Source organism: Streptomyces mashuensis (assembly GCF_014654785.1).
Lineage (GTDB): Bacteria > Actinomycetota > Actinomycetes > Streptomycetales > Streptomycetaceae > Streptomyces > Streptomyces mashuensis.
The window spans coordinates 408996-429334 of sequence record NZ_BNBD01000004.1; the positions used below are offsets into that span (position 1 = coordinate 408996).

Sequence of the window (20339 nt, forward strand, 5' to 3'; positions counted from 1 at the left end):
CGGCCGGACCGTGGCCTAAGCTCAGGGGCATGACCGACGCGCGCGACGCCCTGCTGCAGCACATCAAGGACAAGGCCGTGGTCCACGGCAAGGTGACCCTCTCCTCCGGCAAGGAGGCCGACTACTACATCGACCTGCGCCGGATCACCCTGGACGCCGAGGCGGCGCCCCTGGTCGGCCAGGTGATGCTGGACCTGACCGCGGACCTGGACTTCGACGCCGTCGGCGGCCTCACCCTGGGCGCCGACCCCGTGGCCTCCGCGATGCTGCACGCCGCCGCCGCGCGCGGCCGCAAGCTGGACGCGTTCGTCGTGCGCAAGGCGCAGAAGACCCACGGCATGCAGCGCCGCATCGAGGGCCCGGACATCAAGGGCCGGCGGGTGCTCGTTGTCGAGGACACCTCCACCACCGGCGGCTCCCCGCTGACCGCCGTGGAGGCCGCGCGCGAGGCCGGCGCCGAGGTCGTGGCCGTGGCCACCATCGTCGACCGGGGTGCCGAGCAGGCCATTCAGGACGCCGGCCTGAGCTACCTCACCGGCTACACGCTGGCCGACCTCGACCTGGCCTGAGCCCGGCCTCCCGCTCTGACCTGCGGATATCCCGCATTCGGAGGATGATCGCGTGAGGAAAGGCGCGTGGTTTCACGTGAAACCACGCGCCTTTCCCCCGTGCGGGGAGGCGTGAGCCTCATGTGGAGTAATGCGGGGAGTCTGGGAAGATGGTGGCGACGATGACCGTCGCCCCCTAGGTCAGGGCCCAGAATTCGCCCGTAACCGCACATCACAAGGAGCGGACAGATGCCCATCGCAACCCCCGAGGTCTACAACGAGATGCTCGACCGGGCGAAGGCAGGCAAGTTCGCCTACCCGGCCATCAACGTGACCTCGACGCAGACTCTGCACGCCGCCCTGCGCGGTTTCGCCGAGGCGGAGAGCGACGGCATCATCCAGATCTCCACCGGTGGTGCGGAGTTCCTGGGCGGCCAGTACAGCAAGGACATGGTCTCCGGTGCGGTGGCGCTCGCCGAGTTCGCGCACGTCGTCGCCAAGAAGTACCCGGTGAACATTGCGCTGCACACCGACCACTGCCCGAAGGACAAGCTCGACGGCTACGTCCGCCCGCTGATCGACATCTCCGCCGAGCGCGTCGCCAAGGGCGAGAACCCGCTCTTCCAGTCCCACATGTGGGACGGCTCGGCCGAGACCCTCGCCGACAACCTGGCCATCGCCCAGGAGCTGCTCGCCAAGGCCGCCGCCGCGAAGATCATCCTCGAGGTCGAGATCACCCCGACCGGTGGCGAGGAGGACGGCGTCTCGCACGAGATCAACGACGAGCTCTACACCACCGTCGAGGACGCCGTCCGCACCGCCGAGGCCCTGGGCCTGGGCGAGAAGGGCCGCTACCTGCTGGCCGCCTCCTTCGGCAACGTCCACGGCGTCTACAAGCCGGGCAACGTCGTGCTCCGCCCCGAGCTGCTCAAGGACCTCCAGGAGGGCGTCGCCGCCCGCTTCGGCAAGGACAACCCCTTCGACTTCGTCTTCCACGGCGGCTCCGGCTCCACCCAGGAGGAGATCCGCACCGCGCTGGAGAACGGCGTCGTGAAGATGAACCTCGACACCGACACCCAGTACGCCTTCACCCGCCCCGTCGCGGCCCACATGTTCCAGAACTACGACGGCGTCCTGAAGGTCGACGGCGAGGTCGGCAACAAGAAGGCCTACGACCCGCGCACCTGGGGCAAGCTGGCCGAGGCGAGCATGGCCGAGCGCGTCGCCAAGGCCTGCGCCGACCTGCGCTCCACGGGCACCAAGCTGAAGTGACCCAGTGATCCGCTGAAGCCGGATCCGAAGGGCCCGGTCGCCGTCACCATGCGGCGGCCGGGCCCTTGCGCGACCATGCGAGGGTGACCGGTTCGCGCCCCGTGACCGCCCCCGCCCCCGCGCCCCCCGACGTCCGCATGGGCACCGGGCCGGGCCGGGCCGTGCTGCTCACGGCCGTGCTGGGGAGCGGCATGGCCCTGCTGGACAGCACCGTCGTGACCGTCGCCCTGCCGCACATCGGCCGCGACTTCGGTGTGGGCCTGGCCGCGCTCCAGTGGACGGTCAACGCCTACATGCTCACCCTCGCCGGGCTGATCCTCCTGGGCGGCTCGCTCGGCGACCGCTACGGACGGCGCCGGATCTTCCTCCTCGGCGTGATCTGGTTCGCCCTCGCCTCCCTCGCCTGCGGGCTCGCACCCGGCGCCGGCGTGCTCATCGCCGCCCGCGCGCTCCAGGGCGTCGGCGGCGCCCTCCTCACGCCCGGCTCGCTCGCCCTGCTCCAGTCCGTCTTCCGCGCCGAGGACCGGGCGCCCGCGGTGGGCGCCTGGTCCGGGCTGGGCGGCGTGGCCGCCGCGGTCGGCCCGTTCGTCGGCGGCTGGCTGGTCGACGGGCCGGGCTGGCGCTGGGTGTTCCTGATCAACCTGCCCGTGGCCGCGGTCTGCGTCCTGGTCGCCCGCCGCTGCGTCCCCGAGACCCGCGACCCCGCCGCAGGCGGCCGCTTCGACGTGCTCGGCGCGGCCCTCGGCGCCCTCGCGCTGGGCGCCGTGACGTACGCGCTGATCGCCGCGCCCGGCCGGGGCGCCTCGCCCGCTGTGCTCGGGCCGGCCGTCGCGGGCGTCCTGCTCGGCGTGGCGTTCGTCGTCGTGGAGCGGCGCCGGCCCAACCCCATGCTGCCGCTGGAGATCTTCCGCGCCCGGACGTTCACCGCCGTCAACGTCGTCACGCTGTTCGTGTACGCGGCGTTCAGCGGCTTCTTCTTCCTCGCCGTGCTCCAGCTCCAGATCGTCGCCGGCTGGTCGGCGCTGGCCGCCGGCACGGCCCTGCTGCCCACCACCGTGCTGATGCTGCTGCTGTCCGCGCGCTCCGGCCGCGTCGCCGAGCGCATCGGCGCGCGGCTTCCGCTGACCGTGGGGCCGCTGCTGTGCGCGGGCGGGCTGCTGCTGATGACCCGGGCCGGCAGCGGCGCGGTGTACTGGCGGGACGTGCTGCCCGCCCTCGTGGTGCTGGGCTTGGGCATGGCGGTGCTGGTGGCGCCGCTGACGGCGACCGTGCTGGCGTCCGTGGACGTGTCCCGCGCGGGCCTGGCCAGCGGCATCAACAACGCCGCCGCGCGGGCCGCCGGCCTCGTCGCGGTCGCCGCGCTCCCGCTGGCCGCCGGCATGGGCGAGGACGCCCAGCGCGACCCGGCCGCGTTCGACGCCGCCTTCACCCGCGCCATGGTGCTGTGCGCGGGCGCGCTCGTGGCCGGCTCGGTGCTGGCCTGGACGACCGTACGCGACCGGCGCCGCCGCAGCTGCCACCCGGAGTGCGCGTACCACTGCGGGGTGTCCTCACCGCCACTCGACCCGGGCGAGACGTGACGCGCGACCGGACGACAGGCCCTGCCCCGCCCGTGCCCCGTGCCCCCGCCCCGTGCCCCCGCCCGCCGCGGACAGGCCGTGCCCCGGGCCGCCCACCGGCCCCGCGAGCGGGCAGACTGGAGTCCATGGCCATTCACGAGAACCTGCTCGGGGGACCGCCCCCGACCCACCTGCCCGACGACCCCGAGCCGCGCGAGCTGCTCGCCTCCGGCACGGCCCCGGCCGACGTCGCCGCGAAGTACCCCGCCTCCTCCCTGGCGTGGGCGCAGCTGGCCGACGAGGCGTTCGAGGCCGGCCGCGTCGTCGAGTCGTACGCCTACGCCCGCACCGGCTACCACCGCGGCCTGGACGCGCTGCGCCGCAGCGGATGGAAGGGCCACGGGCCGGTGCCGTTCGAGCACGAGCCCAACCGCGGCTTCCTGCGGGCGCTGCACGCGCTGGCCCGCGCCGCGCAGGCCATCGGCGAGCAGGAGGAGTACGAGCGCTGCTCGCAGTTCCTGCGCGACAGCTCGCCGACCGCCGCCAACACCCTGGGCTGACCGCCCGGCCGGGACGCCGTCACGGCCCTTGCCGTGGCGGCGTCCGGCACCGCATGATCGCGGCGTGCCCCCGGCGATCCCGGGGGGCGTGCGACTTGCAGGGAGGCGACGTGTTCCCCGAACCACCGCTCGGCCCGCCCGCACCACCCGCCCCGGACGGGGCTCCCGTTCCCGGGCCCAACCTCGAGTTCTCCGGCTCCACCCCGTACGAGGAGTACGTACGGGCCGACGTCCTGTCCCACCTCCAGCAGCCCCTCACCGACGACCCGGGCGAGATGTCGTTCCTCGTCACCACGCAGGTGATGGAGCTGTGGTTCACGCTGATCGTGCACGAGTGGGAGACCGCCGCGCGGGGCCTGCGCGAGGACGACGTGCCGCGGGCCATGGCCGCGCTGAAGCGCTCCACGTACGAGCTCCGGGCGCTCAACGCGTGCTGGGAGCCGCTGGCGCACCTGACGCCGGCCCAGTTCAACGCGTTCCGCGCCGCGCTGGGGGAGGCGTCCGGCTTCCAGTCGGCCACGTACCGGCGGCTGGAGTTCCTGCTCGGCGAGAAGTCGGCTGCCATGCTGGTGCCCTACCGCGGTGCGCCGCGCATCCACGCCGAGCTGGAGAAGGCGCTGCACGAGCCGGGCCTGTACGACGAGGTGCTGCGCTGGCTGGCGCGGCGCGGCCATGCGATACCCGGCGCGGTCGTGCACCGCGACGTGGCGGAGCGCTACGCCCCTGACCCGGCCGTGGAACGGGTGTGGCAGCAGGTGTACGCCGGTGACCAGCACAGCCCGGAGTGCCGGCTGGGGGAGGCGCTGACGGAGGTCGCCGAGCTGGTGTGGCGCTGGCGCAACGACCACCTGGTGGCGACCCGCCGGGCCATGGGGGCGAAGGTGGGGTCGGGCGGTTCGGCGGGCGTGGCGTGGCTGGAGAAGCGGGCCGCGAAGCACGTGTTCCCCGAGCTGTGGACGGCCCGCAGCCATGTCTGACGTGTTCCCGGGCGGGGTGCCCGAGTTCGCCCCGTGGGCGGGGCCGGAGCCGGAGACGGGCGGGCCGCCGTGCCTGGCCGCCGAGGCCGCCGCGCTGGACGCCGCCGATCCGCTGCGGGACCGGCGGGAGGCGTTCGTGGTCGACGCCCCCGGCGACCCGGAAGGGGTCGTCTACCTGGACGGCAACTCGCTGGGCGCCCTGCCGCGCGGCGTCGCCGGGCGGCTGGCGGCCGTCGTCGAGGAGGAGTGGGGCCGGCTGCGCATCCGCTCGTGGACCGAGTCGGGCTGGTGGACGGCGCCGGAGCGGGTCGGCGACCGGGTCGGCCGGCTGCTCGGCGCGGCCCCCGGGCAGGTGGTGGCCGGCGACTCGACCAGCGTCAACGTGTTCAAGGCCGTGGTGGGCGCGGTACGGCTGGCGCGGGCCGCGGCGCCGGGCCGCGACGAGGTCCTCGTCGACGCGGCGACGTTCCCCACCGACGGCTACATCGCCGCCTCCGCCGCCCGTCTGACGGGCTGTACGGTGCGGGCGGTGCCGGCCACGGACGTCGCCGAGGCGGCGGGGCCCCGTACGGCCGTCGCGCTCGTCAACCACGTCGACTACCGCACGGGCCGGCTGCACGACCTGCCCGGCATCACCGGGGCGCTGCACGCCGCGGGCGCCCGCACGGTGTGGGACCTGTGCCACAGCGCGGGCGCGCTGCCGGTCGGGCTCGACGCGTCCGGCGCGGACTTCGCGGTGGCGTGCACGTACAAGTACCTCAACGGCGGGCCGGGCGCGCCCGCCTGCCTGTACGTGCGCCGCGAACTCCAGCCGCGCTTCGACTCGCCGCTGCCCGGCTGGAACTCGCACGCCGACCCCTTCGGCATGGACCCGGCCTACACGCCCGCGGACGGCGCGGTGCGCGGCCGCGTCGGCACGCCGGAGATCCTGTCGCTGCTCGCGCTCGACGCGGCCCTCGACGTGTGGGACGGCGTCGACCTGGGCGTGGTGCGCGCCAAGAGCCTGGACCTGACCGACTTCTTCCTGCGCTGCGTGGAACGGTACGTGCCCGCCGGGCGCACGGAGTGCGTGACGCCGCTGCCGCACGAGGAACGCGGCAGCCAGGTGTCGCTGCGCTGCGCCGGCGCCGGGGACGTCATGGCGGAGCTGGTCCGGCGCGGCGTCGTCGGCGACTTCCGCCGCCCGGACGTGCTGCGCTTCGGCTTCGCGCCGCTGTACACGTCGTTCGCCGACACCGAGCGCGCGGCGCGGGTGCTCGGCGAGGTGGTGACGTCGGGGCCGGTCCGGTGACCGCCGCCGGCCCGCGCACCACGCTCGCGTACGGGCCGCACCCCAGCCAGGTCGTCGACGTGTACGGCCCGCCGGCGCACGGCCCGGCCGGGCTCCGCGTGACCCTGCTGCACGGCGGCTACTGGCGGCAGCGCTACGACCGCTCCTACCTGGTGCCGCTGGCGCAGGCCCTGGCGGCCGAGGGCGTGGAGGTGGCGCTGGCCGAGTACCGCCGGGTGGGCGGGGGAGGGGGCTGGCCGGCGACGGCGGAGGACGTGGTCGCGGCGGTGGGGTCGCGGTCGGCCGGCGGCGTCGGCCGGCACGTACTCGTCGGGCACTCCGCCGGCGGGCACCTCGCGCTCTGGGCCGTCTCCTCGCCCGCCGGGGCACGGCTCGCCGTCGACCACGTGGTGGCCGTGGCGCCCGTCGCCGACCTCGGGCTGGCCCGGCGGCTGCGGCTGAGCGACGGTGCCGTGGACGAGCTGCTGGGCGGGCACGACGAGGCCGGTGCCGATCCCGTACGGCTGGTGCCGGCCCGGGTGCCCGTCACCGTGCTGCACGGCAGCGACGACGCCGACGTGCCGGCCGCCCTGTCCACCGGCTACGCGGCCGCCGCGCGGGCCGCCGGCGGCCGTGTGGAGCTGCGCGTCCTCCCCGGCGCGGACCACTTCGCGCCCCTCACGCCGGGCACGGCGGCGTACGACGTCCTGCGCGAAGCAGTGAGGGAGGACCCGGGGCGGTCCGCCGGGTAGTACTTGAGACGGACCCGCACAGATCCGCTTCCGTGGGGACGCCGGGATGGAAACGTTTCCTTACGGTGGACGGCGTGACCGACACCTCTCCCACGACCGCCGCCCCGCGCAGCGAGTTCCACCTCGTCAGGGGCGCCCTCGCCGGCTTGCGCCAGGACCTGTTCACCGACGCCTTCGCGCTGCGGCCGCTGCCGCCCCTCGCCGACGGTCACCCCCTGCTGCGCCGGGTGCCGGCCGGGCTGCGGCGGTACGTGCGCTGGCTGCCGCACGCGGCGGTCGCCGGGCTGGCCCTGCTGATGGCACTCGCCCTGTTCTCGCGCCGGCCGGGCCTCGACGCCCTGCTGTTCTCGGCGATCGCCGTCGTGCCGCTGGTGACGACGCTGTTCCGGCCGGTCGGCGCCTGGTGGCTGTCGCTGGGCGCGGCCTTCCTGAGCGCCGCGGTCGTCGGCGGCACGCCGTGGAACCCCGTGTGGTTCGCGTCCCACCTCGTCGTGATGGCCCTCGTCACCCTGCGCACCCGGCCCCGCCTCGCCGCCGGCATGTGGCTGCTGACCACGGCCTTCGGCGCGGCGATGAGCTCGGTGGGCGGCTCCTACGGCTACGGCTACGGGGTCCTCTTCGAGATGACGGTGGCCTCGGGCGTCGTGCTCTTCGCCGTGGCGGCGTGGCGGGCGATGCGTGACTCCCGGCGGCAGGTGGAGGTGCAGACCGAGGTCACGCGCGCCGAGCGCTCACGGCGCACGCTGCTGGAGGAGCGCACGACCATCGCGCGCGAGCTGCACGACGTCGTCGCGCACCACATGTCGGTCGTCGCGATCCAGGCCGAGGCCGCGCCGTACCGGGTGCAGGACCCGCCGCCGGAGCTCGCCGCCGCGTTCGCCACGATCCGCGAGAACGCGGTGGCCGCGCTGACCGAGCTGCGGCGCGTCCTGGGTGTCGTACGGTCCGAGGACCCCGACGCGCTCGGCGACGCGGGGCCGGAGGCCCCGCAGCCCACGCTGGCCGACCTGGACGGGCTGCTGGCCAATGTGCGCCAGGCCGGGCTGAGTGTCGAACTCGTCGTGACCGGGCCGGTGCGGCGGCTGCCGCAGGGCGTGGAGCTGTCGGCGTACCGGATCGTGCAGGAGGCGCTCAGCAACGTGCTGCGGCACGCGCCGGGCGCGCCCGCGCGCGTCGAGATCAGCCACGTCCTGGGCGGGCTGGGCCTGCGCGTCGTCAACGGCCGGCCGGACCGGCTGGCCAAGCCGTCGCCGGGCGCGGGCCACGGTCTGCTCGGCATGCGGGAGCGCGTCACGATGCTCGGCGGCAGCATGGCCACGGGGCCCACGGGTGACGGCGGCTACGAGGTGACGGCGTTCCTGCCCGGCGCGGAGGCGGTGGCCGAGTGAGCATCAAAGTGCTGATCGTCGACGACCAGATGATGGTCCGCGAGGGCTTCTCGGTGCTGCTGGGCGCACAGCCCGACATCGAGGTGATCGGCGAGGCGGTGAACGGCCGCGACGCGGTCGGGAAGGTCGCCGCGCTCCGCCCGGACGTGGTGCTCATGGACATCCGCATGCCGGAGATGAACGGCCTCGACGCCACCCGGGAGATCGTCGCGGCCGACGCGGACGCGAAGGTGCTGGTGCTCACCACGTTCGACCTGGACGAGTACGTGTACCAGGCGCTGCGCGCCGGGGCGAGCGGCTTCCTGCTGAAGGACGCGTCGGCGACGCAGCTGGCGGAGGGCGTACGCGTCGTCGCGGCCGGCGAGGCGCTGCTGGCCCCGGCGGTCACCAAACGCCTCATCCAGGAGTTCACCCGCCTGGGCGCGGCGGGCCGCACGACGCCGCCCCCTTCGGCCGAACGCTTCGGCGACCTCACGGACCGCGAGACGGAGGTCCTCGTGCTGGTGGCCCAGGGCCGCTCGAACTCGGAGATCGCGGCGGACCTGGTGGTGGCGGAGTCGACGGTGAAGACGCACGTCAGCCGCATCCTGGTGAAACTGGGCCTGCGCGACCGCACGCAGGCGGCGGTCTTCGCGTACGAGACGGGGCTGGTACGGCCCGGCGCGTGACGGCTCCCGCCGGGGGGCCTCCGACGCGCCGGCGCGGGCGTGAAGGGCCCGGCCCCTGCGAGCCCGCCGTGCCGGCGTGGGCGTGAGGGGCCCGGCCCCTTCGGACCCGCCGCGCCGGCGCGGGCGTGAAGGGGCTCCGCCCCTTCAATCCGCCGCGACGGTGATCAGCCCCCACGGCGGAGCCCGGCGGTGCCGTGCTGTCCCCGGCCGGTGGGTTCGGCACCGCCGGGCTGCGCCGTTGTGGTTGCGCGCCGTCGCGGCGGGATGAAAGGGCCTGGCGGCCCTTTCGAGCCCCGCGGGTCGCGGGCGGTGAAGGGGCCCGGCCCCTCGCGCCGGCGCGGGCGTGAAGGGGCTGCGCCCCTTCGATCCGCCCCCCGCACCGCCCCCTACCCCGGCAGCGTCAGTCGCCAGGCCTCCGGGACCGCCGTCCACGTGCGGGTGCGTACCGGGCCGCGGACGCGGTTGTCTGCTCGGTAGCGGAAGTCCGGGCCCGAGACCGTGACCGTGCGGGCGTGGGTGCGGAGGGGGTGGGTGCCTGTGCGGGGGTGGATCGCCACGTGGGCCAGGCCGTCGACCGCGGACACCGCGACGCGGCCCACCGGGCGGTCCAGGTCCGCCAGCAGCACCCCGTCCGCCTCCACCCGCAGCCGCGCGCAGCCCGGCAGGGGGTGCCGGTCCGAGGGGCCCGACAGCAGCGTCAGCGCCGTACGGGCCGTGCGGGCCGCCGGTGACCACCAGGGGGCGCCGCCCCCGGCCGGCACGGCCGCGGCGCGGTGCGACGCGCCGGACGGCACGTGCAGGCCGTGCAGCACCACGCCGTCGCTGTCGTCCGCCAGCAGCCCCAGCCGCCGCTCCACGCCCTCCAGCACCGCCCGGGCCGCGGCGACCGCCCCCAGCGGCACGCCCAGCTCGCGTGCCACCGTCACGGCCGGCAGCGAACCGACCGGCACCCACGCCAGCGGCGTGTCGGCCAGCTCGCGGCGCCGGTGCAGCAGGCCGACCACGCGCAGCAGGGCCCGGTCGTCACCGATGACGACGGTCCGGCGGCGACCCCGTCTGGCGACCGCCCGTGCCACCTCCTCCGCCCCGCTCGGGAGGCAGATTTTGGCCACCGCTCCGGCGCACAGCACGTCCCTCGCGATCCGTGTGGACTCGCCGTCCACACGCCGCGCGACCGGGTCGATGACGACGAGCAGCTGCGCTCCGGTCGGGTCTGCAGCCGACACGTTCGTCCTTCCTCAGGTAATCTCTCGGTGCAAGAGCCCCTGTCGCTGTTGCGCCAGGGGCTTCGTCTATCCGGGGCACCGGTTCGACGGCTCCGGCGGCGGTGAAAGGCCCGTTTGAGCGGCCCTCCCGCCACCTGTGCACGTTGGACATGCCCCGCCCGGAAGGGGTGTACGCCTGTGCCCGCACTTGTGCTGCTCGGTGCTCAGTGGGGTGACGAGGGCAAGGGAAAGGCCACCGACCTGCTCGGTGGCTCCGTGGACTACGTGGTGCGTTACCAGGGCGGCAACAACGCCGGCCACACGGTGGTCGTGGGTGACCAGAAATACGCGCTGCACCTGCTCCCTTCCGGGATCCTCTCGCCGGGGTGCACCCCGGTCATCGGCAACGGTGTCGTCGTCGACCCGGCGGTCCTGCTCTCCGAGCTGAGCGGGCTGAACGAGCGCGGCGTCGACACGTCCAAGCTGCTCATCAGCGGTAACGCGCACCTGATCACGCCCTACAACGTCACCCTCGACAAGGTGGGCGAGCGCTTCCTCGGCAAGCGCAAGATCGGTACGACCGGCCGCGGCATCGGCCCGACCTACGCCGACAAGATCAACCGCGTGGGCATCCGGGTCCAGGACCTCTACGACGAGTCGATCCTGACCCAGAAGGTCGAGGCGGCGCTGGAGCTGAAGAACCAGCTCCTCGCCAAGCTGTACAACCGCCGCGCCATCGACTCGGCGCAGATCGTCGACGGCCTGCTGGCCTACGCCGACCAGATCAAGCCGTTCGTCGCCGACACGACGCTGATCCTGAACAACGCCATCGACGAGGGCAAGGTCGTCCTCTTCGAGGGCGGCCAGGGCACGCTGCTCGACGTCGACCACGGCACGTACCCCTTCGTCACCTCCTCGAACCCGACCGCGGGCGGCGCCTGCACGGGCGCGGGCGTGGGCCCGACGAAGATCAACCGGGTGATCGGCATCCTCAAGGCGTACACCACCCGCGTGGGCGCCGGCCCGTTCCCGACCGAGCTGTTCGACGAGGACGGCGAGAAGCTCCGCGTCATCGGCGGCGAGCGCGGTGTCACCACCGGCCGTGACCGCCGCTGCGGCTGGTTCGACGCGGTCATCGCCCGCTACGCGACGCGCGTCAACGGCCTGACGGACTTCTTCCTCACCAAGCTCGACGTGCTCACCGGCTGGGAGCAGATCCCGGTCTGCGTGGCGTACGAGATCGACGGCAAGCGCGTCGAGGAGCTGCCCTACAGCCAGACCGACTTCCACCACGCGAAGCCGGTCTACGAGATGCTGCCGGGCTGGACCGAGGACATCTCGAAGGCCAAGACCTTCTCCGAGCTGCCGAAGAACGCCCAGGCGTACGTGAAGGCGCTGGAGGAGATGTCGGGTGCCCCGATCTCCGCGATCGGCGTCGGCCCCGGCCGCGACGAGACGATCGAGATCCGCTCGTTCCTCTGACCGGTCCGACCGGTCCGGTCTGCGCGCGTACCGCCCCGGTGGCCTTCCGGCCGCCGGGGCGGTCGCGTTCTCAGCCCGTTCTGCTGTAGACCAGCGACGCGTCGCGCGTGCCGCTGTCGGTGAAGTCGCGGCGCATCCGGCCGTCCGGGAGCAGCACCAGGTCGGAGGCCGAGCCGGGCTGGCAGGCCGAGCGGGGGCTGGCCTGGGTGACGGTCGACGGGCCCAGGTGCAGCGGGGTGCCGGCGGTGCCGCCGCCGGTGGCCGTCGCCGTCCACTGGCAGCTGTACGGCGTGCCGTCGTCGAGGACGCCGCTGCCCTGGATGGTCACCTGCGTCACCGTGCCGCGCCGGACGGTGAGGGTGCGGTTGTTGAGGCCGCTGCCGGAGTTGAAGGCCGCCTGCCAGGTGCCGGCGTACGCCTGCGCGCCGGTGTTGCCGGCGGTGGGCGAGGCCGCGGGCGAGAGCGAGAGGACGGGGTCCGGTTCGGTGCTGTCGTCCGTGGGGCGGCGCGTCGCCGACGAGTTCGGCGAGGCGCCGGCCGGGGGTGCGGTGACGGGGGCCGTGCCGGACGAGGCGCTCGCATGGCCGCCGGCGTTGTCGCGCGGCCGGGTGAGCAGGTACACGGTGCCGCCGCCGGCCAGCAGCGCGGCGGTGACCAGCACGGCCACCAGGAGGGGGGTACGGGACGGGCGCGCCGGCTGCACCGGCGGCATCGGCGGCACGGGGCCGCCGGGCATCCCGTACGGCGCGTATGGCCCGTAGGCGCCCCCCGCCCCCGCCCCCGCCCCCGGCCCCGGCGGCGGGGCGAGCGGTGGCAGCGGGTGGCCCCCGGAGGCGGTGACGGTCGGCGGGTCGGCCGGCCGGGCGTCCACCGGCGGCACCACGCGGGTGGGCGCCTCGCCGTCCCCGGCGGGGGACTCCGGGCCCTCCGGCCCCTCCGGGCTCTCCACCTCCAGCAGCGCCACCGCGTGCCGCCCCAGGCGGGCGACCAGCGCCGCGGGCAGCCACGGCTCGGCCGACGACCGGGGGTCGGCGAGGGTCGCGGTGAGGTCGGCCGCGCCCGTGAGGCGCAGGAACTCCTCGGGCGTCGGCCGGTCGCCGGGCGCCTTGGCCAGGGCCGCGGATATCAGCTCCAGCAGCCCCCCGGGCACGCCCGTGAGGTCGGGCTCCTCCTCGGCGATGCGGTACATCACGGCGTGCGCGCCGCTGTCGGCCGTGCCGAACGGCGACCGGCCGGTGGCCGCGTACGCCAGCACCGAGCCGAGGCAGAAGACGTCGCCCGCCGGGGTGACGATCTCGCCGCGCACCTGCTCGGGCGACATGAAGCCGGGCGAGCCGACGGCCTGCCCGGTGCGGGTGACGCCGCCGTCGGTGACGGGGTCCAGGGCGCGGGCGATGCCGAAGTCGATGACGCGCGGCCCGTCGAGGGTGAGCAGTACGTTGGACGGCTTGAGGTCGCGGTGGACGATCCCGGCGGCGTGCACCGCCTGGAGCGCGCGGGCCAGGCCGGCGCCGAGCACCCGTACCGAGCGTTCGGGCAGCGCGCCGTGGTCGCGGTCGACGACCTGCCGCAGCGAGGGGCCGGCGATGTAGCCGGTGGCGACCCAGGGGATCTCCGCCTCGGTGTCGGCGTCGAGGACCGGCGCGGTCCATTCGCCGCCGACCCGCCGTGCGGCCCGTACCTCCTGCCGGAACCGGCGGCGGAACTCGTCCTGCCCGGCCAGCTCGGGCTGGATCAGCTTGACCGCGACGATGCGGCCCCGGCCGGAGCGGGCCAGGTAGACGCGGCCCATGCCGCCGGCGCCGAGCCGGCCCAGCAGCCGGTAGGCGCCGAGCGTGCGCGGGTCCTCCGGCCGCAGCCGTTCGATCACCGGCGGTTCGCCCCGCTCACCCTGTTCATCCCGTTGCTGCCGTTCGTTCTGTTCGTGCTGTTCGTTGCTCTTCATGCGGTGCCCCCCGGGCGCGTCCCGCGCGCGTGTTTCCCCGTGCGCTTCCCCCGTGTTCGGTGCGGGGAGGATAGCGGCACCGCCGGAGGGCGGGTATCCGCGCGGCGGGGCGCCGCGCCCGGCACTGTGTCCACGTGCGCGGCGAGCGGCCGACACAGTGCCGGTGCCGTACGGGGCGTGCGCGGCCTAGGCTCGGCGCGTACGCAGCACACAGCGCCCCCTGCCCGCCCGGTCCCCAGCCGCCGCTGGGCCGTCCCACCCCGAGGTCACGCCCGTGAGCAACGCGAACCCGTCCCCCTCCTCCCTCCCCGGCGACCCCGCGGCCGGGGCCGCGATCAAGGCCACCGACCGCGCGCACGTCTTCCACCCCTGGGCCGCGCAGGGCCGCATCGACCCGCTCGCCGTGGCCGGCGCCGAGGGCTCGTACTTCTGGGACCACGACGGCAACCGCTACCTCGACTTCTCCAGCGGCCTCGTCTTCACCAACATCGGCTACCAGCACCCCAAGGTCGTCGCGGCGATCCAGGAACAGGCGGGCCGGCTCGCGACGTTCGCGCCCGGATTCGCGGTGGAGGCGCGCGCCGAGGCCGCGCGCCTCATCGCCGAGCGCACGCCGGGCGACCTCGACAAGATCTTCTTCACCAACGGTGGTGCGGAGGCGGTCGAGAACGCCGTCCGCCTGGCCCGGCTGCACACCGGCCGCACCAAGGTCCTCTCCGCCTACCGCTCGTACCACGGCGCCACCACCACCGCGATCCACCTGACCGGCGACCCCCGCCGCTGGCCCTCCGACCAGGGCGCGGCGGGCGTGGTGCACTTCTGGGCGCCGTACCTCTACCGCTCGCCGTTCCACGCGACGAGCGAGGAGCAGGAGTGCGAGCGGGCGCTGGCGCACCTGGAGGACACCATCGTCTTCGAGGGGCCGGGCACCATCGCCGCGATCGTGCTGGAGACCGTGCCGGGCACCGCCGGCATCATGGTGCCGCCGCCCGGCTACCTGCCCGGCGTCCGTGCGCTGTGCGACCGGTACGGGATCGTGCTCGTCCTCGACGAGGTGATGGCCGGCTTCGGCCGGACCGGCCGCTGGTTCGCCGCCGAGCACTTCGACGTCGTCCCCGACCTGCTGACCTTCGCCAAGGGCGTCAACTCCGGCTACGTGCCGCTGGGCGGCGTGGCGATCTCCGCGGAGATCGCCGCCGGCTTCGAGGACCGCCCCTACCCCGGCGGGCTCACCTACTCCGGGCACCCCCTGGCCTGCGCCGCCGCCGTCGCCACGATCACCGCGATGGCGGAGGAGGGCGTGGTGGAGCACGCCGCCCGCATCGGCGCCGACGTGATCGGCCCCGGCCTGCGCGAACTCGCCGCGCGCCACCCCTCGGTGGGCGAGGTGCGGGGCCTGGGCATGTTCTGGGCGCTGGAGCTCGTCCGCGACCGGGACACCCGCGAGCCGCTCGTGCCGTACAACGCCGCGGGCGAGGCCGCCGCCCCCATGGCCGCCTTTGCGGCGGCCTGCCGGAAGGCGGGCCTGTGGCCGTTCGTGAACATGAACCGCACCCACGTGGTGCCGCCCTGCACGATCACCGAGGAGGAGGCGAAGGAGGGCCTGGCCGCCCTGGACGCCGCCCTGTCGGTGGCCGACACGTACACCACCGGGGGCTGACGGCCGCTGCCGTCCGGCTCCGACGGCAGGGGCGCGCCCGCGTGAGCAGCGCGCCCCTGTCGTACGCGCTCCGTGCGCACTCCGATCCGCTCCGTAACCCCTGGTAGCGTGAACCTTTCGTGTGCGATGGGCCGTTCGCATGCCCGGCGCGCGGTCACGGAAGGGGAGACGGAGACCATGCCCGGCAGTGAGCCTGTCAAGCGCACGACGCTGCGCTCACAGATCGCCGAGGCGTTGCGCGACGAGATGATCGCGGGACGGCTCCCGGCGGGCCGGCAGTTCACCGTCAAGGAGATCGCCGACCAGTACGGCGTGTCGGCCACGCCCGTCCGCGAGGCGCTCCTCGACCTGTGCTCGCAGGGCCTGCTCGACGTCGAGCTGCACAAGAGCTACCGGGTGCGCGAGTTCTCCCACGCCGACTTCACCGCCATGCTCGAAGCCCGGTCGCTGATCATCGACGGTGTCTTCCGCCGCTCGGCGGCCCGCGCACTGTACGCCGCCACCCCCGAGGCGCTCGCCTCCGTGCGGCGCCGCGCCGAGGAGGCGGCACGCGCCGCCATGGCCGGCGACCTCGACATCCTCATCGGCTACGACCTGCGGTTCTGGCGCGAGATGGCCGGCCTCGTCGGCAACCCGTACATATCCGCCTTCCTCGACCGCATCCGGGTGCAGGGCTGGGTCTTCACCGTGCCGCTGCTGCGCCGCCTGGGCGACCTGCGGGGCCGCCTCTGGGACCGGCACGTCGAGCTGGTCGAGGCCGTGGCCTCCCAGGACGCCGAACGGGCGCAGGACATCATCGAGGGCTACGCCGCGCACACCCGCAGGCTGGTCGACACGCTCTGCGCGGCGCGCACCACCCGCACCTGCGCCCCGGCCCACGCGCCCGCACACGCCGCCGACGCACACGCCCCGACCGCCCCCGCCACGCCCACCGCACCCGGCGCCCCCTCCCCCCTCGCCGAGCGGAACGAGGCCCGCTCGTGACGACCTCCGCGGCCGTGCCGCCCGCCGACCGCCCCGCGATACCCGCCGCCGGCGCCACCGCCGGCCCGCCGGCCGGCCCCGCCCCGGACCGCGGCACCGTCGACCTCACCGTCGTCGTCCCCGCGTACAACGAGGAACAACGGCTCGGCCCCACGCTCCGCGCCGTGCGCGACCACCTCCGCGCCCTCCCCGGCACCGACTGGGAGCTGATCGTCGTCGACGACGGCTCGGCCGACGGCACCGCCGCCGTCGCCGAGGCCGCCGCCCGCGAGGAGCCCCGCGTCCGGCTGCTCCGCACCCCCGAGAACCGCGGCAAGGGCCACGCCGTCCGCACCGGCGTGCTGGCCTCGCGCGGCCGCCGCGTCCTGGTCACCGACGCCGACCTGGCCACGCCCATCGAGGAGTTCGGCGCCCTGAGCGAGCGGCTGGACGCGGGCGCCGCGGCCGCCGTCGGCTCCCGTGCGCTGCCGGACTCGCGGATAGCGGTGCGCCAGCACGCGGTGCGCGAGCTCCTGGGCCGGCTGGGCGCCGGCCTCATACGCGCCGCCGCCGTGCCCGGCATCCGCGACACGCAGTGCGGTTTCAAGCTCTTCGACGGCGACAAGGTGCGGGCCGCGTTCGCCGACTCCCGCCTGGACGGCTGGAGCTTCGACGTGGAGATCCTGCGCTTCTTCCACCAGCGCGACTGGGAGGTGGCCGAGGTGCCCGTCCGCTGGGCCCACCAGCCCGGGTCCAAGGTGCGGCCGCTGGCCTACCCGCGGGTGCTGGCGGACGTGGTCCGCCTCCGCTGGCGCGCCGCCGGCCCCGCCGCCCTGGCCGTGCCCGCGCTCTACCTGCTGCTGGCGCTGTTCCTCTACTCCGGGCTGCTGACCGGCCCGGGCCACCGCTACCTGGCCGACTCCGGCTCCGACCAGACGCAGTGGGAGTGGTTCTTCGCGGTCACCGCGGACAACGTCGCCCACCTGCGCAACCCGCTCTTCAGCGACCTCCAGAACTTCCCGCTGGGCGTCAACCTCATGGCGAACACCGTCATGCTGGGCCTGTCGGTGCCGCTCGCGCCCGTCACGCTCGCGTTCGGTGCGCACGTCACGTGGGCCGTGGTGCTCATCGGCGGCACGGCCGCCACCGCGTTCTCCTGGTACTGGCTGCTGGCCCGGCGCTTCGTGCGCTCCCGCTGGGCGGCCGCGCTCGGCGGCGGGCTGTGCGGCTTCGCGCCGCCCATGGTCTCCCACGGCACCGCCCACCCCAACTTCGCGGTGCTGTTCATGATGCCGCTCATCGTCGACCGGGCGCTGCGGCTGTGCGAGGGCCGCCGCACCCGGCGCGACGGCGTCGTGCTCGGCCTCTTCCTCGCCTACCAGGTGTTCCTGGGCGAGGAGGCGCTGCTGCTGGCCGTCACCGGCATGGCGCTGTTCGCGCTGTTCTACGCGATCGCCGCACCGGACGTCGCGCGTGCCGTCGCCCGGCCCCTGCTGCGCGGCCTGGGCGTGGCCGCGCTGGTCGCCGTACCGCTGGTGATCGTCCCGGTGGGCTGGCAGTTCCTGGGCCCGCAGAGCTACCACAGCGTGCTGCACGGCCAGGTGGGCAACCACCCGATGGCGCTGCTGGAGTTCGCCACCCGCTCGCTGGCCGGGGACGAGAAGGTGGCGGCGTCGCTGTCGCTCAACCGCACCGAGGAGAACGGTTTCTTCGGCTGGCCGCTCGTCGCCGTCGCCGTGGCCGTCTGCGTGCACCTGCGCGACCAGCCGCGCGTCCGCGCGCTCGGCCTCACCGCGCTCGCCGCCGCCGTCCTCTCCCTCGGCCAGAACATCCCGCTGCCCGGCACCGACAAGACCCTCCCCGGCCCGTGGCGGCTGCTGGCGCAGCTGCCGTTCTACGAGTCGGTCATCGAGTCCCGCGTCGCCATGGTCTGCGCCCCCGTCCTGGGCATCCTCGTCGCGCTGGCCTGCGACCGGCTGGTGCTGCGCCGGCCCCGCAGCGAGCGCGAGGCGTCGCGCCGCGTGCTGGGCTGCGCCGCCCTCGTCGTCGCCGTGCTGCCCCTGCTGCCCACCCCGTACCCGGTGATCGAGCGCGCCCCCGCGCCCGCCTTCGTCGCCGACGGCACCTGGCGCCAGTACGTGCGCCCCGGCCGCTCCCTGGTGCCCGTACCGGTGCCCTCGCCGAGCGACACCGCGGCCCTGGGCTGGCAGATGGACGCGGACCTGGGCTTCCCCTTCCCCGGCGGCTACTTCAACGGCCCCTGGGGCCCGGACCGCACCGGCATCTACGGGCCGGAGCCGCGCGCCACGTCCGAGCTGCTGCGGCAGGTCGCCGAGACGGGCAAGCAGCCCGCCGTCGACGCCCGGGTCCGCCGCGACTTCCAGCGCGACCTGGACTTCTGGCGCGCCGACGCGCTCGTCCTGCCGCACCACCCGCACGCGCAGGAACTGCGCGAGACGGTCACCGCACTGGTCGGCAAGGCCCCCGTACGGGCCGGCGACACGTGGGTGTGGGACGTCCGCGGGACCGGCTGAGGCCCAACCGATGCCGGACCGGGGCCGTTCCGGTCGGCCGGGCCTGTATGACAAGCGGCTGAGCGGCACTACTCTGGCCCGACCATCGCATCGGACGGCGGAACGAGAGTGAGCTCACGTTGGCCTGTGACCTCTGGCTGGTGCCCCTCGTGGACGTGCTGTGCCACAGCCCCGACAACCCCTTCGCCGAGGAGATCGCCGCCTACGACAAGGCACTCGGCGAGGCGGGGCTGCCGCCCGTGCCCGTCTTCGGCTACATGCCCGGCCTCGCCGGGGAGGTGGCGCCCGTCGCCGCCTTCGACTACGACGCCCTGCACTTCCTGCGCCGCGCCCACCTGCTGAACCTGTGCGGCCTCGCCGTCACCCCGGTGGACGAACTGGGCGGCGACTACGAGCAGTTGATGGAGATGTTCGAGACGGCGGCACAGCAGTCGCACCTCGTGTGGCACTACGACCACGCCGGCGCCTACGTGCCCGTGGACTTCGCGCACCCGCTGGCCAACGAGGAACTCCTGGAGGGCGGCGGCCCGTTGGGCTCCAGCCAGGGGCTGCTGCGCGAACTCGTCGCCGTGGCGCCCGCGCTGGGCATCGACCCGCACGACCCGCCCGCGCCGCCGGCCGCCCCGCAGCGCCCCACGGGCCTCCAGGAGCGCGCGACACCCGGCCCGTCCGGCGACAGCCCCTTCGCCCGCGAGCGGCACGCCTGGCTGGGACTGCACGCGGCGGCCACCCGCAGCCTGGGGCAGGGGTCGATGATCGTGTTCAGCTGACGACGGCCCGGGACACGGGAACGCCCCCGGCGGCCGCTGTCAGCGGGGCGACTCCGGGGGCCGCTGGCGCGGCATGTTGGGCCGGGTGTGGGGCGGCATCGGGAAGCGGCCCACGGGCCCGCCCGGCTCGCCCCGCGGCCCCCACGCCACCAGCGACTGCGCCAGCAGCGGCGCCGGGCCCGCGCGGAACTCCACCATCCAGTCGGCCGTCTCGGCCCGGACGAGCTCGGAGATGTCCTCCGAGAACCGCCGCAGCACACTCAGGCAGCGCTCCGCCGCCTCGCTGGCCGTGCCCTCCGTGGGGCCCAGCACCTCGCGCACGCACTCCGAGGCCCAGTCGAACTGGAGGGCCTCCAGCCGCCGCTGCACGGCCTGCGCCGTGGCCACCGCCCGCATCCAGCCCGACGTGAGGCCGAAGTACCGGTCGCAGGCCACGCACGCCACCGCGCCCAGCAGCGCCAGGAACGCCCACGACGTGCCCCGGTGCAGCACCCCGGTCAGCTGGAGCAGCGGCAGCGCGGCCCCCACCACGGCACAGGCCGCGGCGGCCACGCGCAGCCCGCGCGCCCAGCGGCGCTTCCAGGCCCGGTCGTCCAGGTACCAGTCGGCCAGGCGCAGCGCACCGCCCTCGACCCACCGGTACAGCTCGTCGAGCCGCTCGGCGGGCTCGCCCCAGTCCCCCAGCGGGAAGGTCCGGCCGCGCAGGTCGCCCCTGTGCACCCCTTTGGGGTGGCCTCCCTGCTCCCGCGGGAGCCCCTCGGGCTGCATCTCAGGCTGGCTCACCCT

At 75.0% G+C, this 20339-nt stretch carries 17 protein-coding genes; 14 read left to right on the plus strand and 3 right to left on the minus strand.

What is annotated here, in order from left to right; genetic code table 11:
* The first annotated feature begins 29 nt into the window (after window positions 1-29).
* The 9 genes from pyrE to IE305_RS13755 all read left to right on the plus strand — a co-directional run bounded on the left by pyrE (window position 30) and on the right by IE305_RS13755 (window position 8994).
* Complete coding sequence (pyrE, locus tag IE305_RS13715; RefSeq protein ID WP_190129801.1) at window positions 30-569, plus strand: orotate phosphoribosyltransferase; 540 nt, start codon at window positions 30-32, stop codon at window positions 567-569.
* Window positions 570-797: 228 nt separating this feature from the next.
* Entirely contained in the window at window positions 798-1820 is a 1023-nt protein-coding gene (fbaA, locus tag IE305_RS13720; RefSeq protein WP_190129802.1) for a class II fructose-bisphosphate aldolase, read from the plus strand.
* A gap of 137 nt (window positions 1821-1957) precedes the next feature.
* Window positions 1958-3400, plus strand: a complete 1443-nt coding sequence (locus tag IE305_RS13725) for an MFS transporter (protein ID WP_190129894.1) — start codon at window positions 1958-1960, stop codon at window positions 3398-3400.
* 125 nt (window positions 3401-3525) lie between these two features.
* Entirely contained in the window at window positions 3526-3939 is a 414-nt protein-coding gene (locus IE305_RS13730) for a DUF3151 domain-containing protein (protein WP_190129803.1), read from the plus strand.
* Between the two features lie 110 nt (window positions 3940-4049).
* Window positions 4050-4916: a tryptophan 2,3-dioxygenase family protein gene (locus IE305_RS13735; RefSeq protein ID WP_229890914.1), complete on the plus strand. Its 867-nt coding sequence runs from the start codon at window positions 4050-4052 to the stop codon at window positions 4914-4916.
* Entirely contained in the window at window positions 4909-6207 is a 1299-nt protein-coding gene (gene kynU / locus IE305_RS13740; RefSeq protein WP_190129805.1) for a kynureninase, read from the plus strand. Before IE305_RS13735 ends, kynU begins: the two co-directional genes overlap by 8 nt.
* Window positions 6204-6938, plus strand: coding sequence for an alpha/beta hydrolase family protein (locus IE305_RS13745; protein WP_190129806.1), 735 nt, complete (start codon window positions 6204-6206; stop codon window positions 6936-6938). The genes kynU and IE305_RS13745 overlap by 4 nt, the downstream gene beginning before the upstream one ends.
* A gap of 65 nt (window positions 6939-7003) precedes the next feature.
* Window positions 7004-8326 (plus strand): sensor histidine kinase, encoded by a 1323-nt coding sequence (locus tag IE305_RS13750; RefSeq protein ID WP_373311616.1) that lies wholly within the window; start codon window positions 7004-7006, stop codon window positions 8324-8326.
* Window positions 8323-8994: a response regulator gene (locus IE305_RS13755; protein ID WP_190129808.1), complete on the plus strand. Its 672-nt coding sequence runs from the start codon at window positions 8323-8325 to the stop codon at window positions 8992-8994. Before IE305_RS13750 ends, IE305_RS13755 begins: the two co-directional genes overlap by 4 nt.
* 386 nt (window positions 8995-9380) lie before the next feature.
* Here IE305_RS13755 and IE305_RS13760 read toward each other — a convergent pair whose 3' ends face one another.
* A complete protein-coding gene (locus IE305_RS13760; protein ID WP_190129809.1) occupies window positions 9381-10220 on the minus strand; it encodes a diacylglycerol kinase in 840 nt (279 codons plus the stop codon).
* 177 nt (window positions 10221-10397) lie between these two features.
* Here IE305_RS13760 and IE305_RS13765 point away from each other — a divergent pair, with 177 nt between their 5' ends.
* Window positions 10398-11681, plus strand: a complete 1284-nt coding sequence (locus IE305_RS13765; RefSeq protein ID WP_190129810.1) for an adenylosuccinate synthase — start codon at window positions 10398-10400, stop codon at window positions 11679-11681.
* 70 nt (window positions 11682-11751) lie between these two features.
* Here the strand turns inward: IE305_RS13765 and IE305_RS13770 are convergent, their stop codons facing one another.
* Complete coding sequence (locus IE305_RS13770; protein WP_190129895.1) at window positions 11752-13548, minus strand: serine/threonine-protein kinase; 1797 nt, start codon at window positions 13546-13548, stop codon at window positions 11752-11754.
* A gap of 352 nt (window positions 13549-13900) precedes the next feature.
* On the opposite strand from IE305_RS13770, the gene IE305_RS13775 reads away from it, so the two are divergent.
* From IE305_RS13775 to IE305_RS13790, 4 genes are all read left to right on the plus strand, one after another.
* Window positions 13901-15286, plus strand: coding sequence for an aspartate aminotransferase family protein (locus IE305_RS13775; RefSeq protein ID WP_190129811.1), 1386 nt, complete (start codon window positions 13901-13903; stop codon window positions 15284-15286).
* A 177-nt stretch (window positions 15287-15463) separates the two neighbouring features.
* A complete protein-coding gene (locus IE305_RS13780; protein ID WP_190129812.1) occupies window positions 15464-16270 on the plus strand; it encodes a GntR family transcriptional regulator in 807 nt (268 codons plus the stop codon).
* A 38-nt stretch (window positions 16271-16308) separates the two neighbouring features.
* Complete coding sequence (locus IE305_RS13785) at window positions 16309-18783, plus strand: glycosyltransferase (protein ID WP_190129896.1); 2475 nt, start codon at window positions 16309-16311, stop codon at window positions 18781-18783.
* Window positions 18784-18902: 119 nt separating this feature from the next.
* Entirely contained in the window at window positions 18903-19553 is a 651-nt protein-coding gene (locus IE305_RS13790; protein WP_190129813.1) for a putative DNA-mimic protein, read from the plus strand.
* Window positions 19554-19592: 39 nt separating this feature from the next.
* Here the strand turns inward: IE305_RS13790 and IE305_RS13795 are convergent, their stop codons facing one another.
* Window positions 19593-20321 (minus strand): SLATT domain-containing protein, encoded by a 729-nt coding sequence (locus tag IE305_RS13795; protein WP_190129897.1) that lies wholly within the window; start codon window positions 20319-20321, stop codon window positions 19593-19595.
* Window positions 20322-20339 lie beyond the last annotated feature (18 nt).